The sequence below is a fragment of the Micromonospora vulcania genome (genome assembly GCF_042658605.1).
GTDB classification, from domain to species: domain Bacteria; phylum Actinomycetota; class Actinomycetes; order Mycobacteriales; family Micromonosporaceae; genus Micromonospora; species Micromonospora vulcania.
The window spans coordinates 53,206-69,593 of record NZ_JBHSQS010000026.1 but is presented as its reverse complement, the minus strand read 5'-3'; the positions used below and the strand labels follow the sequence as shown (position 1 = coordinate 69,593).

Here is a 16,388-nt window from a genome sequence, read left to right as displayed (position 1 = left end):
GCCGTGCGCTACGAAGCCACCCTCACCATCGCCGCCATCAACCAATGGCTTCGTGCCCTACGAAACACGGCCTAGGCTGCCCCGATGATCGACCGTGGACACCTCGACCGGGCCGGCCGCGCGGTCACCCTCCGCCCGGTGGACGACGACAACTGGCGGGCCGTGGCGGACGTCGCCCCGCGCGACGACCAGCGCCGCTTCGTGGCCGCACTGGCCGCCCGCTACCTGCTGCTCAGCACCCGCTCGGAGGTGTGGACCTCGCTCGCGGTGTACGCCGACGAGACCGTCGTCGGCCACGTCATGTGGGGCGTGGACGACGACGGGTCGCACTGGATCGGCGGAATGGTGATCGACGCCGCCGAGCAGAACCGGGGCGTCGGCCGGGCCACCGTGCAGACCCTGGCCACCTGGTTGGCGGCCCGGGACGGCAACCCCCCGGTGCGCCTCTCCTACCACCCCGACAACACCGCAGCGGCCACCCTGTACACGTCCCTGGGCTTCCACCCCACCGGAGCAACGGACGACGAAGAGCTGATAGCCGAACAAACCCTCACCTGATCAACCGGCGGGCGGTGAGTGGGATCAACCCTGTTCGAGGACGGACAGGATGTTGCCGGCCGGGTCGGTGAACCAGGCGATCGCCGGTCCCTGGCCACGCATGACCCCCCTGTCGTCCTGCGGCATCCCGTCGTAGCGGGCGAAGTGCACCCCGCGAGCGGTCAACTCGTCGACCGCCCCGTCGATGTCGTCGACCGGGAAGTTGAGCACGGTGTAGGTCGCCGGGGAGTGATCGGCCTTCGGATAGACCAGGACGGGCCGGTCCCCGGCGATGTGCAGGGTCAGCAACCCGCCCATCGCGTCGTCCCGGGTGACCCGCAGGCCGAGCGTCTCGCCGTAGAAGCGTTCGGCGCGGGCGGTGTCGTCCACCGAGAACCCGCTGAACGCCTTGGTGTCTGTGAACACGGTGCTCTCCTCGCTGTCGGCATACGAGGGGGGACGATGCCGACGGTAGGCCATCGCACCGACAGTCCGGGGCTCACTCGCCGGGGCGGTCCTCGGTCACCGGCTCGGTCGGGACCGCCACGTGCAGGCGCACCTGGGGCACCAGCATGTCGTCGACGTCCAGCGCGCGGGCCGCGCCGTCGGGCTCCCAGCCGGTGCTGGTGAGGAACTTGCGGGTCGCCTCGTCGCCGTCGAACGCCCAGGCCACCGCCCGGCTGAGGCCGTCCTCCCGCCACAGGTCGACGGTGGCGGCGAGCAGTCGACTGCCGTGCCCGCGCCGACCCCAGCGCGGCTCGACCAGCAGATCGGTCACCGCGGCCACGTCCGGTCCGAGCGCGTCGGCCGGCTCGCCCGGAGCCAGCGCCTCGGCGTCGGCCGGACCGGAGGCCGCGAACCCCACCAGATACGATTGCTCGGCCTGTTCGACGGCGACCAGCACCCGGTGCGCGCCCGAGGGCGGCTCCTGCACCGCGGCGCTCCACCGCCGGGCGAGGAACGCCTCGTCCAGGTTGTCGAGCACGTGCCGAGGCAGGATCCGGCGGTACGCGACCCGCCAGGTCGCGAGCTGGATGCGTGCGATCTCGCCGGCGTCCTCGGGACGCGCCGGGCGGACGTACCCGAGAGCCATGGGACGGAAGCCTACGCAGGGCGAGGGAGGCGACGGTGGCGCAGGGTGCCAACAGGACGGCCGTGCAGGTCGTGGGGGTGGTGGTGCTCGCCGCGGCGGTCACCGCGTTCCTCGCCGTGGCGGCCGTACGCCACGGCTTCTTCGATCTGAAGGTCTACTACGGCGCGTTGACCTGGTGGGTGCACGACGGCGGGGAGATCTACGACTACCTCAAACCGGGCACCCAGTACGGTTTCACCTATCCACCGTTCGCCGCGCTGGTCATGCTGCCGATGGCGTACCTGCCGTGGACGGCCGCGATCGTGGTGAGCGTCCTCGCCAGCGTGGTCACCACCACGGTGCTGATCTGGTGGCTGGTCGACCCGATCGCCCGCCGGGCCGGCTGGACCCGCTGGTTCGCCCTCGCCGTGGCGCTCTGCCTGGCCGCCGCGTTCGAGCCGATGCGCGAGACGATCAACTTCGGCCAGGTCAACATGCTGCTGCTCTTCCTGGTGGCGGTGGACCTGCTGCGGCTGCTGCCGGCCGGCAACCGGTGGGCCGGGGTGGGCATCGGGCTGGCCACTGCGATCAAGCTGACCCCGGGCGTCTTCATCGTCTATCTGCTGGTCACCGGGCGGTGGCGTGCGGCGCTCACCGCGAGCGGCACGGCGGCCGGGGTGTCACTGCTGGCCGGCGCGCTCTTCCCAGATGCTTCCCGGGAATTCTGGACCGAGGCGTTGTGGAACACCGGGCGGGTGGGCGAGTTGGCGTTCGTCTCCAACCAGTCGCTGCGCGGGGTGGCCGCCCGGCTCGACCCGGAGCACCCGAGCAGCCTGCTCTGGCTGCTGCTGGTGCTCGGCACCCTGGCGCTCTGGGCCTGGCGGTCCCGGGCCGCCGTGGCAGCCGGTGACGAGGCGACCGGTCTGGCGCTGACCGGTGCGGTGATGTGCCTGGTCAGCCCGGTCACCTGGGTACATCACCTGGTCTGGCTGCTGCCCGCGCTGATCCTGCTGGTCGACAACGCGATGGCCGCGCCGGCCGGCCGCCGCCGGTGGGTCCTGCTGGCCGCGGCGACCATCGGGTACGCGCTGCTGATCAGCCGTACCGTGTGGTTCTGGGAGAAGGACTTCAGCGGCGTCGACGGCTTCCTGGGCAGCAACGCCTACGTCTGGATCAGTCTCGCGCTGCTGGCCTTCCTGCCGGTGCGCCGGTGGCTGGCCCCGGGCGGGTCAGTCGCCGAGGCGTCCGGCATACCGCAGCTCGACCAGCCCGACCGGCTCGGCACCGCCGGCGAGCGGCACCTGATAGGTCGACTGCTCACCGTCCGGTGACAGCCCGGCCCGCTCGCAGAACCGGCGGGCCCGTCGGTTGTCCGCCAGCACCCACGCCCGGTACGCGGTCCAGCCCCGCTCGGTGAGCCCGGTCCGCGCGGCGGCGAGCAGCGCGTCGGCGGTCCCGTCACCCCAGTACGCCGGCTCAACGTAGAGCGCCAGGATCTCGCCGACGGCCGGGTCCAGGTCGTCGCGGTCCTGGTTGCGGCGGTACGGCCCGAAGGTGGTGAAGCCGACCACCAGCCCGTCCACCTCGCCGAGCAGGGTGGTGAACGGGTGCTCCGGGTCGGCCGTGCCGATGTCCCGGCGGCGCTGTGCCCACGCGGCCACGTTGAGCCGCCCGAGCATCTCGTCCGGCATGAAGCCGGCGTAGCCGGTCTGCCAACCGTGCACGTGCACCCGGGCGATCGCGTCGGCGTCGTCCGGCTCCTCTCGGCGGATGGTCAGCATTGCACCGTTCTATGCTCCGATGGCCGTCGCGTCCAGCTTCCCGCACCGACGTCGTACCGATGAATTAGGGTCGCCGACGATGGCCGCACCGGAATCACTCTCGCTCGCCCAGGCCCGGCGGGTGGCGCTCGCCGCCCAGGGCTTCGCCGACCCGGCGCCCGTCGGCGTGCCCACCCGCCGGCACCTGCGTCGGGTGCTCGACCGGGTCGGGCTGATCCAGATGGACTCGGTCAACGTGCTGCAACGCGCGCACTACCTGCCGCTCTACAGCCGGCTCGGGCCCTACCCGACCACGCTGCTCGACCAGGCCGCCTACCGTCGCCCGCGCGAGCTGTTCGAATACTGGGGCCACGAGGCGTCGCTGGTTCCGGTCGGTCTGCATCCGACGCTGCGGTGGCGGATGGCCCGGGCGCGCAGTGACTCCTGGGGTGGCATGCAACGGATCGCCCAGGAGCAGCCCGAGTTGGTCGCCTGGGTGCGCGACGAGGTGGCGGCCCGGGGTCCGCTCACGGCCGCCGAGATCGAGCACGACGCGCCCCGCGAGACCGGCAACTGGGGGTGGAACTGGTCGGCGGTGAAGCGCGCGCTGGAGTTCCTGTTCTGGGCCGGCGAGGTGGTCGCGGCGGAGCGTAGCACCTCCTTCGCCCGCCGCTACGACCTGCCCGAGCGGGTGCTGCCGCCGGCCGTGCTGGCCGCGCCCACCCCGACCGACGCCGAGGCATACCGCACTTTGGTGGCCCTCGCCGCGCGGTCGCTCGGGGTGGCCGCCGAGCCGGAGTTGCGCGACTACTTCCGGCTGCCGCTGGCCGGTGCCCGGCAGGCCGTCGCGGAGCTGGCCGAGGCCGGTGAGCTGGTGCCGGTCACCGTGCCGGGCTGGCGTCAGCCGGCCTGGCTGCACGCGTCCGCCCGGTTGCCGCGTTGGGTCCGGGGCAACACCCTGGTCAGCCCGTTCGACCCGCTGATCTGGGAGCGTGCCCGCACCGAGCGGCTCTTCGATTTCAGCTACCGGATCGAGATCTACGTCCCGGCGCCGCAGCGGGTGTACGGCTACTACGTGCTGCCCTTCCTCCAGGGCGACCGGTTCACCGCCCGGGTCGATCTGAAGGCCGACCGCAAGGCCGGGGTGCTGCTGGTGCCGGCCGCCTGGCTCGAGCCCGGCGCCGACCCGGGGGAGACCGCGGTGGCGCTCGCCGCCGAGTTGTACCGGCTCGCCGGATGGCTCGGGCTCAGCGCGGTGGCGCCGCCCGTCGCGGGGGATCTCGCCGGCCCACTTGCCGCCGCGTTGGCCGGCGTGTCCGGTGTACCGTGAGCGCGTGACGAGCGCTCCCGGACCGGTCGACCAGCCGCAGCCCGCGCCCGAGGCGGGGGGCGACGCGTGGCCGGCCGGCCAGCCGATCCCGGCACCGGCGGTCACGGCCGAGCCGCCCGCCGGTCACCCGGCCGGTGCTACCGCCGGCTATCCGGCCGGCCCCGCCGTTGGTCAATCAGCTGGCCCGGCGGCCGGTCATCCGGCTGGCCCGGCTGCGGGTTATCCGGCTGGCCCGGCCGAGGGTCATCCGGGCGGCGCTCCCGGTTGGCCGACGGGGCCGCAGGGCGGTTACGCGGCCGTCGAACCAGACCGCCTCACCCGATTCGTGATGCGCCTCTACGACCGCGCGCCGCGCTGGGCGGTGCCGCTGGCGGCGGTCGGCTGCGTCGCCGCCGGCATGGGGTACGCGCTGCTCAGCGACCCGACCCACGCCGACCCGGACGCCGCACCGACCTGCTTGCTCAAGCTCACCACCGGGCTGGACTGTCCGGGCTGCGGGGGCACCCGCGCACTCTGGTACGTGCTGCACGCCGACCTCCCGGCCGCCGCCCGGCACCACTTCCTTTTCGTCTTCGCGCTGCCGTTCCTGGCGTACCTCTTCGTGGCCTGGGCGGGCAACCAGGCGTTCGGCTGGCGACTGCCCGAGCTGCGGATCAGCTCCAAGGTCATCGGCGGCTTCCTGGCCGCCTGGCTCGCCTTCTCGGTGCTGCGCAACCTGCCCTGGGCGCCGTTCACCTCGCTCTACGTCTGAGCGCGGCCTCGTCTTCCCGCGACCGCCGAACTACTTCTCGTAGTGGTATCGGCAGCTGATGATCGTCACCACGTCCTCATCGTCCTTGCCGACGGAGGTCACATAGACCAGGCGGTGCTCCTCGGTGACACGCCGGGACCAGGCGCCAGCGAGGTGGTACCTCAGTGGTTCGGGTTTGCCGATCCCCTGATGAGGATCTTCCTGGCTGATGTCCTCGATCAGGCGGTTGATCTTCTTGACGACCGTGCGGTCGGTGTTCTGCCAGAAGATGTAGTCCCGCCAGCCCGTGCTGACAAACATGATCTTCACGACAGGTCGAGCTCCCGCTCGACAGCCTCGCCGTCGTGTAGCTCCGCCATGCCCTGCGCCAACCAGGCTGCGTTGGCAGGTGAGCGCAGGAGGTAGGCCGTCTCGGTCAAGGAGTCCCAGTCTTCCTTGGACACCAGCATTGCGTTGCCGTGCTTGGAGACGATCTCGATCGGGGTGTGGTCGTCGTTGACCTGCTCGATCAGCGGAAAGAGGCGCTTGCGTGCCTCGGATGCGGAGATGGCTGACATCGAGTGGCCTCCGGCGGCTAGGCAAGTGGTACGGGAAACGGTACCACTTGCGCCGCCGGTCGACGCCACGCCGTGGTGTTGGGCGTCCGACCTTCGGGTGGCCGGTGATCGAGATTGCACCAGGCGCGCCTGGCTTGGGCGCGGGGCCGCCACGCCACTACAGTCCCAGGAATGCCGGAGATGGTGCAGCCCCAGGTCAAGTTGATCGCGTGGACCCAGTTCGCGGCCCCGGCCGACGTGCCGTGGTCGACCGACGCGGAGGGTGGCCAGGCGCTCGCCGAGTTCGCCGGCCGGGCCTGCTACCAGTCGTGGAAGAAGCCGAACCCGGCGACCGCGACCAACGCCGGCTACCTCGCGCACATCCTGGAGGTCGGGCACCTCTCGGTGCTGGAGCACGGCTCGGTCACCTTCTACTTCACCGGGGTGTCCCGTTCCTTCACCCATGAGCTGATTCGGCACCGGCACTTCTCGTACTCCCAGCTCTCCCAGCGGTACGTCCCGGAGCGGGACGCGGCCATGGTCGAGCCGGCGGTGATCGCCGACGACCCGGAGCTGCACAAGCGCTTCGTGGAGGCGGCCGAGGCGAGCGTACGGGCGTACACCGAGCTGCTGGAGGGCCTGGAGCAGCGGTTCTCCGACGAGCCGAACCCGACGCTGCGCCGAAAGCAGGCCCGGCAGGCGGCCCGCGCGGTGCTGCCCAACGCCACCGAGACCCGGATCGTGGTCACCGGCAACTACCGGGCCTGGCGGCACTTCATCGCGATGCGGGCCACCGAGCACGCCGACGTGGAGATCCGTGAGCTGGCCGTCGAGTGCCTGCGTCAGCTGCAGAGCGTCGCCCCGAACGTCTTCGCCGACTTCGTGATCTCGACCCTGCCGGACGGCACCGAGGTGGCCGCCAGCCCGCACGAGGCGTCCTGAGCCCTTCCCCGGCAGGCCCCGGCTGGTCGTCCGCTAGGTTGGAGGGCATGACGTACGACCACCCTGACGCCGCCGCCCGGTCGGCGTCCCGCCCCTTCGGGCGGCTGCTCACGGCCATGGTGAGCCCGTTCACCTCCGATGGCTCGCTCGATCTCGACGGTGCCGCCCGGCTGGCGAGTTACCTGGTCGACGAGCAGGGCAACGACGCTCTGGTGGTCAACGGCACCACCGGTGAGTCGCCGACCACCACCGACGCGGAGAAGGAACGCCTCATCCGGGCCGTGGTGGAGGCCGTCGGTGACCGTGCCAAGGTGGTCGCCGGTGTCGGCACCAACGACACCCGGCACACCATCGAGCTGGCTGCCGCCGCCGAGAAGGCCGGCGCACACGGCCTGCTGGTGGTGACGCCGTACTACAACAAGCCGCCGCAGGCGGGGCTGGTGCGGCACTTCACCGCCGTCGCCGACGCCAGCGGGCTGCCGGTGATGCTGTACGACATCCCGCACCGCGCCGGGGTGCCGATCGACACCGAGACGTTGGTCCGGCTCGCCGAGCACGGCCGGATCGTCGCGGTCAAGGACGCCAAGGGTGACCTGACCGCCACCAGCTGGGTGACCAGCCGCACCTCCCTCGCCTTCTACTGCGGCGAGGATGCGCTCACCCTGCCGGCGCTGGCCGTCGGCAGCGTGGGCCTGGTCGGCACCTCGACGCACTTCACCGGGGCGCTGACCGCACAGATGATCGACGCGTACGACGCGGGCGACATGCCGACCGCGCTGGCGCTGCACCGGCGGCTGCTGCCGCTGTTCACCGGCGTCTTCCGTACCCAGGGCACCATTCTGGTGAAGGCGGGCCTGGCTGCGCTGGGCCTGCCCGCCGGCCCGGTGCGCCCCCCGCTGGTGGACGCCACCGACGACGAGATCGCCCAGCTGCGCGTGGACTGCGCCGCAGCGGGCCTGGAGCTGCCCGAATGATCGAACGACACGATGGGCGCCGGGTTACGGCGTCGCAGAATGAGGTGGACGCGTGACCGAGGCGCACATCGACGCGGAGCTACCCCCGCCGCTGCCCGAGGGTGGGCTGCGGATCATCCCGCTCGGCGGGCTCGGCGCCATCGGTCGGAACATGACCGTCTTCGAGTACGACGGCAAGCTGCTGATCGTCGACTGCGGGGTGCTCTTTCCCGACGTCGAGCAGCCCGGCGTGGACCTGATCCTGCCCGACTTCGGCCCGATCCTGGACCGGCTGGCCGACGTCCAGGCGATCGTGCTGACGCACGGCCATGAGGACCACATCGGCGCCGTGCCCTACCTGCTCGCCCACAAGCCGGACATCCCGCTGGTCGGCTCGCAGTTCACCCTCGCCCTGGTCGAGGCGAAGCTGGCCGAGCGACGGATCCAGCCGTACACGCTGACCGTGCGGGAGGGCGGCCGGGAGCGGCTCGGCCCGTTCGAGTGCGAGTTCTTCGCGGTCAACCACTCGATCCCGGACGCCCTCGCCGTGGCCATCCGCACCCCGGCCGGCCTGGTGCTGCACACCGGCGACTTCAAGATGGACCAGCTCCCCCTGGACGGTCGGATCACCGACCTGGCCGGCTTCGCCCGGCTCGGCGCCGAGGGCGTCGACCTGCTGCTGTCCGACTCCACCAACGCGGAGATCCCCGGCTTCGTCACCCCGGAGCGGGAGATCGGGCCGGTCCTCGACTCGATCTTCGCGAAGGCGAAGGGTCGGATTATCGTGGCGTCGTTCGCCTCGCACGTGCACCGCGTGCAGCAGGTGTTCGACTCGGCCGCCGAGCACGGCCGCAAGGTCGCGCTGATCGGCCGGTCCATGGTCCGCAACATGGGCATCGCCCGGGACCTCGGCCTGCTGAACATCCCGGCCGGGCTGGTCATCGGGATCGAAGAGGCGACCACGCTGCCGCCGGAGCAGATCGTGCTGATGTCCACCGGCTCGCAGGGCGAGCCGATGAGCGCGTTGGGCCGGATGGCCAGCGGCGACCACCGGCACATCACCATCGCCCCCGGCGACACCGTCGTGCTGGCCAGCTCGCTGGTGCCGGGCAACGAGACCTCGGTCTACCGGGTGATCAACCGGCTGGCCCGGGCCGGCGCGGTGGTCGTGCACAAGGACGTGGCCAAGGTGCACGTCTCCGGGCACGCCCCCGCCGGGGAGCTGCTCTACCTGCTCAACGTGGTCCGGCCCAGCAACCTGATGCCGGTGCACGGCGAGTGGCGGCACCTGCGCGCGCACGCCCGTCTCGGCATCGAGTCCGGCGTTGCCGCGGACCGGGTGGTGCTCTGCGAGGACGGCGACGTGGTCGACCTGGTGGAGGGCCGGGCCAGCCTGGTCGGGCACGTGAAGAGCCGGTACGTCTACGTCGACGGCCTCGCGGTCGGCGACGTCAGCGAGTCCCTGCTCACCGAGCGGCGGATCCTCGGCGACGGCGGCTTCATCGCCACCACCGTGGTCGTCGACTCGGTCACCGGCAAGGTGGTCGCCGGCCCGACCCTGTCCGCGAAGGGCTTCTCCGAGGACCCGGAGGCCTTCAATCCGGTGATCCCGCTGGTCACCGAGGCGCTCAACCGGGCCGCCGCGGACGGCATCACCGACCCGCACCAGCTTCAGCAGATCGTCCGGCGGACCGTGGGGCGGTGGGTCAACGACGCGTACCGGCGGCGGCCGATGATCGTGCCCACCGTCGTCGAGGTCTGAACAACCGCGCTGTGCTCGGGCCGGTCGCCGACATCCCCCGTGGCTGTCGGTGACCGGCCCGAACGCGCTAATGACGGCGGTCGACCGCCCTAGTTCTCGTACGGGTTGGTCGGGCCGAGCCAGTTCTCGTACGGGTTGGTCGGGCCGAGCCAGAGTCCGACGTTCTTCGCGCCCGCGCGAAACGCCGCCAGCATGCCGACGCTCTCGCCGAGCACGGTGATCGTCGGCGCTGGGACGGTCAACGTCGGCGCGGGCGCGGCGACCGCCGGGACGGCGAGGGCGGGCAGGCAGAGGATGGCCGTGGCGAGGAGGCCGGACCGGAACAGACGCTGCATGTCGACTCCATCGGTAGCAGTGGGCGATGACGGACCCACGTCTGCCCGGCGTCCCCGGTTGCGCCCTGTCGGATGACGAACAGTGCCGCCGCGACCGCGACCACTGCCCCCGCTCGGCGATCACGGCAGCGCGCGCCACCCGATCAGGGCAGCGCGGCCACCGCCTCGGCGTACGCGACGCCGGTGGCGATCGCCGCGTCCACCAGCACCAGCAGCTGCGCCGGGGCGACCCCGTGCGTCAGGTCGGTGGCCACGTCCCCGGCCAGCACCAGCTCGTCGTCCAGGTCGTGCGCGTACGCCTTGGGCAGCAGCCGGTCGTGGTTCCACGCGTTGCAGAAGGCGTACGCCTCGGCGCGGCGGGCGGCCGGCAGCCGGCGTACCGCCATCGCCCGGGCGTGCAGCACCTCGCCGCGCTCGCCGGCCCGACGGAACTGGATCACCGCGGCGCCCCACCGGCCGACCACCGTGCCGCCCTCGTCCAGTAGGTAACGGTCGCCGCGCTGGTCCAGCGCGGCGGTGATCAGATCGAGGGTCAGCGCCACCAGCTCACGCTCGCCGAGCCGATCGTCGTCGGGCTCTTCGTCGTCGGGCTCGTCCGCCGCGTCGGGGACGGGCAGCGGGACCGATGTCGCGAGCGGGCGCTCGGCCAGCCAGGCGGCCATCCGCCCGGAGTGGTGGCCGGTGCCGTTGCGCGCGTCGAAGCTGCCAGCCAATTCGCTGGCCACCCCGAGCAGCAGGGTTCCCAGCGTGGCCACGTCCAGCTCGGTGGCCGGTCGGGCGTCGTACGCCGGGCGGTGCATCGGCCGCTCGCCCAGCCCGGCGTCCACGGCCAGCCCGCAGAGCAGGGCACCGGCGGCGGCGAACTCCATGGCGGCGAGGTCGTCGGTGGGCCGGTCCAGTCGGGGTAGTTGCTCGGCCAGGATGGCCAGGCCCCGTTCCAGGTGGCCGCCCAGCGCACAGAACCGAAGATGCGTGGCGAGGTGCCCGAACGCCGCCCGCTCGCTCCGGTGTCGCCGGTACGCCCGCACGTGCGCCGACCCGGCCCGCTCCGGCTCGCCGGTCCGCAGCCCGGGCAGCAGCCCGGCGACCAGCGACCGCTCGGGCTGGTCGGTGCAGGCCGGATCACCGTCGGCGGATTCGCGTAGCTCGCCGAGCGCGGCGTGCCACTCACCCCAGCCGGCGAGCACCTCCGCGCGTCGGGCCGGGGCACAGCCCGGGCAGGAGCCGACCGGCCCGGGCAGGGCCTTGGCCCAGCGCTGGTACCAGTGGCGGGCGGTGGGCTCGTCACCGAGGTGGTCCGCGATCCGGCAGCGCAGCTCCGCCACGGTCGAGGCGTCCGGGCCGTCCGCCCGGATCCGGTGGTCCAGATCGTCCAGCAGGGAGCGGGTCTGGTCCAGCCCGACCCGGGGAGTGCCGAGCAGCGACTCCACCGCGTACCGCTGATAGCGCAGCAGCAGTCCGGCCTCGGCGTCGGTGAGCAGCTCGGGCCGGTGGTCGGCGGCGGCCCGGCAGCGCCGTACCGGCTCCACCAGCCGCCACCGCTCCCCGTCCAGCAGGTACGCCTCGATCAGCGCGAAACGGGCGTCCACCGCGGACCGGACGTCGTCGGCCGCGTCGGCCCGCTCGGCGAGCCGTTCCAGAGCCACCAGTCGACCCGGCCCGTCCGGCAGGTCCCGGGCGTCGGCGAGCGCCGCCACCAGCGCCGGAACGCGCCTGCCGGCGACCCGGTCGCCGGGTCCTGCGGCGGTCCGCGCCTCGGTCCCGCCCGGCCGGTCGGTCCGGCTGCCCGTGGACTCCTCGCGGCTGGTCACGCCGGCACCGCGCCGGGCAGCCGACCCACCGCCACGGCGAGCTGGCAGCCGGCCGAGATGCCACAGTCGAGCAACTGGTCGAGCTGGTGCGAGGTCACCCCGCGTTCCAGGTCGGTGATCACCTCGCCGTAGACCCGGGCCCGGCCGTCGTCGTCGACGTGTACGAACGCCTTCGGCCAGAGCCGGTCGTGGTTCCAGGAGTTGCAGAAGGCGTACAGCGTGGGCACCTGCTCGATCCCGAAGGTGGGCGTCACCATGGTGCGGATCTGCAGCAGCTCGCCGTCCCCGCCGAGGCAGAGAAACCAGATCAGGTTGTCGTCGAAGCGGCCCACCAGGTCGCCGGCCACGGACCGGGCGACCGGGCGGCCACGGGCGGCGAGCACCGCGGCGACCAGTTCGCCGGTCAGCGGACGCAGTTCGCCCGGGTGCCCGGCCAGGGGATCGGCCGGACCGTCCTCGATTCCCGGCGACGCCATCGGGCATCCCTTCTGAGGCGGATATCACGACCGGCGGCAGGGTCCGTGCTGCGACGCGCGGACACGACCCGGAAAAGCGGCGATCTGCCGGGCCCCACCGTTACCGTGACTCTATGGCGGGCCGTACCTCTCAGGCGAGCCGGCGACGCGGCGCGTCGCCGCGCGGTGGCACCAACAGCCGTGCCCGTCAACCTGCGAAGAAGACCCGGGCACCGGTACGGCGTCGCACCACACCCGCCCGACCGGGCCCGGCCGTCTACGTCGGCCGCGCGGTCGGTGCACTGTGGATGGGTGTGGCGCACGGGATGGGCTGGGCGGTACGGGCCGCCGGGCGGCAGGCCGCCTCGGCCCGCGACCTCGACCCCGAGCACCGCCGCGACGGCGGCGGGCTGCTGATGTTCGGGCTCGCCCTGCTCAGCGCGGTGGCCCTCTGGTTCTCCGGAGCGGGCCCGGTGGGCGCGCGACTGGCCGACACCGTCCGGCTGTTCCTCGGCGCGATCTCCGTGGTCGTGCCGGTGCTGCTCATGATCGGTGCCTGGCGGCTGATGCGCCAGCCGGTCGATCCGGCCCACCGGGGCCGGGGGTTGATCGGCTGGGGTTCGCTGCTGGTGTCCACCGCGGCGCTGCTCCAGATCGGCCAGGATCCGGCCGACCCGGAGCAGCGCGACTTCGCCGGCGGCCTGGTCGGTGCCGGCGTCGGCGGCCTGCTGGAGCGGGCGGTCACCGCCTGGGTCGCGGTGCCGCTGCTGATCCTGCTGCTGCTCTTCGGCCTGCTCGTGGTGACCGCGACGCCGATCAACAAGATCCCGGAGCGGCTGGGCCTGCTCGCCGGCGGGCTGGTCGCCGCGCCGGAGGCCGAGCAGGAGGAGGAGCCGGCCGCCCGGCCGGCGCGCAAGCGACCGGCCAAGCGGATGCCGCCGCCACTGGACCCGGACGACTTCGAGGACCTGGATGGCGTCGACCTCCAGGAGACGCTGGTGCTGCCGCGTAAGGCGCCGGCGAGGGTGCCGGGGAGCCGCAAGCCGGCCGAGCCGCCGGAGCACTCGCCCGCGCCGACCCGGGCCGAGCAGCTCGCGTTGACCGGGCTGGCCGGCGACTACACGCTGCCGCCGGCCAACATGCTCAGCGCCGGTGCCGCCGCGAAGACCCGCAGCAAGGCCAACGACGAGGTGATCGCCGCACTGACCGGTGTGTTCGACCAGTTCGACGTGGACGCCGCGGTCACCGGCTTCACCCGGGGGCCGACGGTCACCCGTTACGAGGTGGAGCTGGGGCACGGGGTCAAGGTCGAACGCATCACCCAGCTCTCCCGCAACATCGCGTACGCCGTGAAGTCGCCCGACGTACGGATCCTCAGCCCGATCCCGGGCAAGAGCGCGGTCGGCGTGGAGATCCCCAACACCGACCCGGAGAACGTCGCGCTCGGCGACGTGCTGCGCTCGCGGGCCGCGACCAGCGACCACCACCCGATGGTGGTGGCGCTCGGCAAGGACATCGAGGGCGGCTACGTGGTGGCCAACCTCGCCAAGATGCCGCACATCCTCATCGCCGGTGCCACTGGTGCCGGCAAGGCGCTGGCCCTGGACACACCAATCCCGACGCCTGACGGATGGTCCACCATGGGTGCCCTACAGGTCGGCGGAAGAGTGTTCGATGAGCATGGCCGCAGTTGCACGATCGTCGCTGCCACCCCGGTGATGTTCGACCGCCCCTGCTACGAGGTGGAGTTCTCGGACGGCACCGTGATCGTCGCCGACGCGCAGCACCAGTGGCAGACGACGACGAGGGCTGGCCGGACCCAGCGAACCCACCGCTGGAAGGATGGCTCGTACTGGTCCGTGGATGATGTGCAGCGAGTGGTGGAACGGGCAGACGAGGTGCTGGCGGAGCCGGATCGCCCGGTGTCCACTGATGAGGTCATCGCCGATGCGGGACAGCAGTTCCGGAACGTGCTGTACAAGGTCGTGCGTGAGTTGTCCAAGGAGCCAGAGACTGCCCGGACCAGCTATCTGCGGGGTGGCCGCGAGGTGACCCGCCGGGTCCCTACCTATTCCCGTCACCAGGTCTACGTGGCGTTGCGCGAACTTGTCGCGGATCCGGGCCGGTCAGGTCGGAGGCTGCGCTTTGACGACTCACCAGTCACAACGGCAGAGATCGCAGCATCGCTACGGGTGGCGGGGCGTAGTGGATCCTGGGCCAACCACGCAGTGGCGGTGTGTGGTCCCCTCGATTTTCCAGAGCAGGATCTTCCGATCGCTCCGTACACCCTGGGCTGCTGGCTTGGCGATGGCACGACCAGTTCGGCGGCCTTCACCTGCGACGAGGAAGAACTGCTGGACAACATCCGTCTGGACGGGTATGTCGTGACAAAGCACCCTTCCAGCCGGATGCAGTACACGATCTCGAACAAGCCAGAGCGGGACGGGCGTATCGCCGAGGCTGTCGAATTGTTTACCCGCGGTGTAAGTCTTGCTCGGGCAGCGCGGCATGTCGGGATCGGCCTGTCCGCCGTCTGCCGGGCGGCTCAAGGCCGGACCAGGATCACGCAGCCGGGCCGCCTGGATCCAGAGACTACTGCCCGCGGTCAGTACCGGACTCTCCGGCAACTGTTCCGCGAGATTGGCACGAAGCACATCCCTGCCAGCTATCTGCGCTCTTCTGAGAGGCAGCGGCGAGCCCTGCTTGCAGGTCTGCTGGATACCGACGGAACTGTTTCCGGGAAGGGCGGGGTCGAGCTTGGGCTGGCCAATGAGCGTCTAGCGCGGGACGCGCTGGAGCTGATCATCGGACTCGGTTACCAGGCGACGATGACGACCAAACAAGTGAAGGGCCGGAGCGAGTCGTCCTCCACCTTCTATCGAATCCACTTCACCCCGGCCGACAAGGTCTTCCGGCTGACGCGCAAAGCAAGCCGCCAGGTGGTCAGTGCCCGCGCCACGACCTCCCGGCGTTACATCGTGGACGTGCGGCCGATCCGCTCAGTGCCCGTCCGATGCATCGAGGTCGACAGCCCGAGCCACCTGTACCTGGCCAGTCGCGCATGCATCCCCACCCACAACTCCAGCTGCCTCAACACCCTGCTGGTGTCCGTTCTCACCAGGGCCACCCCGGACGAGGTGCGGCTGCTGCTGATCGACCCGAAGCGGGTCGAGATGACCGGCTACGAGGGCATCCCGCACCTGGTCACTCCGATCGTGACCAACGCCAAGAAGGCTGCCGACTCGCTGGACTGGGTCGTCCGCGAGATGGACATGCGCTACGACGACCTCGCCGCCAACGGCGTACGACACATCGACGACTTCAACCGTAAGGTGCGCAACGGCGAGATCAAGGCCCCGCCGGGCAGCGAGCGGGAGATGCGCCCGTACCCGTACCTGCTGGTGATCGTGGACGAGCTGGCCGACCTGATGATGGTCGCGCCGCGCGACGTGGAGGACTCGGTCGTCCGGATCACCCAGCTGGCCCGGGCCGCCGGCATCCACCTGGTGCTGGCCACCCAGCGGCCCTCGGTCGACGTGGTGACCGGCCTGATCAAGGCCAACGTGCCGTCCCGGCTCGCGTTCGCCACGTCCTCCCTCGCCGACTCGCGGGTCATCCTCGACCAGCCGGGCGCGGAGAAGCTGCTCGGCCGCGGTGACGGGCTGTTCCTGCCGATGGGCGCCTCCAAGCCGGTACGGATCCAGGGCGCCTGGGTCACCGAGCGGGAAATCGCCGACGTGGTGAAGTTCTGCAAGGACCAGCGCGAGCCGGAGTTCCGCAAGGACGTGCTGGCCCCCGCGCAGGAGAGCAAGAAGAAGATCGACGAGGACATCGGCGACGACCTCGACCTGCTGGTGCAGGCGGTGGAGCTGGTGGTCACCTCACAGTTCGGCTCGACCTCGATGCTCCAGCGCAAGCTGCGAGTGGGCTTCGCCAAGGCGGGCCGGCTGATGGACCTGATGGAGACCCGCGGTGTGGTCGGGCCGTCCGAGGGCTCGAAGGCCCGCGACGTGCTGGTCAAGCCGGACGAGCTGGACGAGGTGCTGGTCGGCCTGCGCGGCGACGTGGACTGACCGGGAGGCACGACGGGCCCCGGGCGCAGGACGGGCCCCGGGCGCAGCACGGGCCCGCCGGAGTCCGGCGG

The 16,388-nt window shown here is 71.7% G+C and carries 16 protein-coding genes and 1 pseudogene; 9 read left to right on the top strand and 8 right to left on the bottom strand.

All coding sequences use genetic code 11. The features are described from left to right. Nucleotides 1–84 precede the first annotated feature (84 nt). Nucleotides 85–558 (top strand): GNAT family N-acetyltransferase, encoded by a 474-nt coding sequence (locus ACFQGL_RS27970; protein ID WP_377515526.1) that lies wholly within the window; start codon nt 85–87, stop codon nt 556–558. A 24-nt stretch (nt 559–582) separates the two neighbouring features. Here ACFQGL_RS27970 and ACFQGL_RS27965 read toward each other — a convergent pair whose 3' ends face one another. Together ACFQGL_RS27965 and ACFQGL_RS27960 are read right to left on the bottom strand one after the other, a co-directional pair. Then, the gene (locus ACFQGL_RS27965; RefSeq protein WP_377515525.1) at nt 583–963 is read right to left on the bottom strand and encodes a VOC family protein; all 381 of its coding nucleotides are present in this window, start codon (nt 961–963) and stop codon (nt 583–585) included. Nucleotides 964–1,036: 73 nt separating this feature from the next. Further along, on the bottom strand, nt 1,037–1,630 hold the full coding sequence (locus ACFQGL_RS27960; RefSeq protein WP_377515524.1) for a GNAT family N-acetyltransferase: 594 nt from the start codon (nt 1,628–1,630) through the stop codon (nt 1,037–1,039). 35 nt (nt 1,631–1,665) lie between these two features. On the opposite strand from ACFQGL_RS27960, the gene ACFQGL_RS27955 reads away from it, so the two are divergent. Continuing rightward, a complete protein-coding gene (locus ACFQGL_RS27955) occupies nt 1,666–2,940 on the top strand; it encodes a glycosyltransferase 87 family protein (RefSeq protein ID WP_377515522.1) in 1,275 nt (424 codons plus the stop codon). On the opposite strand, the gene ACFQGL_RS27950 is transcribed toward ACFQGL_RS27955, so the two are convergent. Continuing rightward, nucleotides 2,839–3,390, bottom strand: a complete 552-nt coding sequence (locus ACFQGL_RS27950) for a GNAT family N-acetyltransferase (RefSeq protein WP_377515521.1) — start codon at nt 3,388–3,390, stop codon at nt 2,839–2,841. The two genes, ACFQGL_RS27955 and ACFQGL_RS27950, sit on opposite strands and share 102 nt — an antisense overlap. A 79-nt stretch (nt 3,391–3,469) precedes the next feature. On the opposite strand from ACFQGL_RS27950, the gene ACFQGL_RS27945 reads away from it, so the two are divergent. Further along, on the top strand, nt 3,470–4,699 hold the full coding sequence (locus ACFQGL_RS27945) for a winged helix-turn-helix domain-containing protein (RefSeq protein WP_377515520.1): 1,230 nt from the start codon (nt 3,470–3,472) through the stop codon (nt 4,697–4,699). Between the two features lie 85 nt (nt 4,700–4,784). Then, a complete protein-coding gene (locus ACFQGL_RS27940) occupies nt 4,785–5,450 on the top strand; it encodes a DUF2752 domain-containing protein (protein ID WP_377515533.1) in 666 nt (221 codons plus the stop codon). 30 nt (nt 5,451–5,480) lie between these two features. Here ACFQGL_RS27940 and ACFQGL_RS27935 read toward each other — a convergent pair whose 3' ends face one another. Both ACFQGL_RS27935 and ACFQGL_RS27930 read right to left on the bottom strand, forming a co-directional pair. Next, nucleotides 5,481–5,750, bottom strand: a complete 270-nt coding sequence (locus ACFQGL_RS27935) for a Txe/YoeB family addiction module toxin (RefSeq protein WP_377515532.1) — start codon at nt 5,748–5,750, stop codon at nt 5,481–5,483. A gap of 5 nt (nt 5,751–5,755) precedes the next feature. Continuing rightward, complete coding sequence (locus ACFQGL_RS27930) at nt 5,756–6,007, bottom strand: type II toxin-antitoxin system Phd/YefM family antitoxin (protein WP_377515519.1); 252 nt, start codon at nt 6,005–6,007, stop codon at nt 5,756–5,758. A 180-nt stretch (nt 6,008–6,187) separates the two neighbouring features. Here ACFQGL_RS27930 and thyX point away from each other — a divergent pair, with 180 nt between their 5' ends. Genes thyX through ACFQGL_RS27915 form a run of 3 tightly spaced genes read left to right on the top strand, consistent with a single transcriptional unit; the run spans nt 6,188 to nt 9,643 of the window. Further along, nucleotides 6,188–6,928 (top strand): FAD-dependent thymidylate synthase, encoded by a 741-nt coding sequence (gene thyX / locus ACFQGL_RS27925; protein ID WP_377515530.1) that lies wholly within the window; start codon nt 6,188–6,190, stop codon nt 6,926–6,928. 47 nt (nt 6,929–6,975) lie between these two features. Beyond that, a complete protein-coding gene (gene dapA / locus ACFQGL_RS27920) occupies nt 6,976–7,902 on the top strand; it encodes a 4-hydroxy-tetrahydrodipicolinate synthase (RefSeq protein WP_377515518.1) in 927 nt (308 codons plus the stop codon). 52 nt (nt 7,903–7,954) lie between these two features. Continuing rightward, on the top strand, nt 7,955–9,643 hold the full coding sequence (locus ACFQGL_RS27915) for a ribonuclease J (RefSeq protein ID WP_377515517.1): 1,689 nt from the start codon (nt 7,955–7,957) through the stop codon (nt 9,641–9,643). 89 nt (nt 9,644–9,732) lie between these two features. Here the strand turns inward: ACFQGL_RS27915 and ACFQGL_RS27910 are convergent, their stop codons facing one another. The 3 genes from ACFQGL_RS27910 to ACFQGL_RS27900 all read right to left on the bottom strand — a co-directional run bounded on the left by ACFQGL_RS27910 (nt 9,733) and on the right by ACFQGL_RS27900 (nt 12,265). Then, nucleotides 9,733–9,978 (bottom strand): hypothetical protein, encoded by a 246-nt coding sequence (locus tag ACFQGL_RS27910; RefSeq protein WP_377515515.1) that lies wholly within the window; start codon nt 9,976–9,978, stop codon nt 9,733–9,735. Between the two features lie 143 nt (nt 9,979–10,121). Continuing rightward, nucleotides 10,122–11,789 (bottom strand): YbjN domain-containing protein, encoded by a 1,668-nt coding sequence (locus ACFQGL_RS27905; protein ID WP_377515514.1) that lies wholly within the window; start codon nt 11,787–11,789, stop codon nt 10,122–10,124. Next, nucleotides 11,786–12,265, bottom strand: coding sequence for a type III secretion system chaperone family protein (locus ACFQGL_RS27900; RefSeq protein ID WP_377515512.1), 480 nt, complete (start codon nt 12,263–12,265; stop codon nt 11,786–11,788). Before ACFQGL_RS27900 ends, ACFQGL_RS27905 begins: the two co-directional genes overlap by 4 nt. Nucleotides 12,266–12,378: 113 nt before the next feature. Between ACFQGL_RS27900 and ACFQGL_RS27895 the strand changes: the two are divergent. Together ACFQGL_RS27895 and ACFQGL_RS27890 are read left to right on the top strand one after the other, a co-directional pair. Further along, a pseudogene (locus tag ACFQGL_RS27895) lies at nt 12,379–13,854 on the top strand (DNA translocase FtsK 4TM domain-containing protein); the annotation flags it as partial. Between the two features lie 30 nt (nt 13,855–13,884). Next, nucleotides 13,885–16,317 carry an FtsK/SpoIIIE domain-containing protein gene (locus ACFQGL_RS27890; RefSeq protein WP_377515529.1) on the top strand — a complete coding sequence of 811 codons (2,433 nt, stop codon included), beginning with the start codon at nt 13,885–13,887 and terminating at the stop codon, nt 16,315–16,317. Nucleotides 16,318–16,388: the final 71 nt, after the last annotated feature.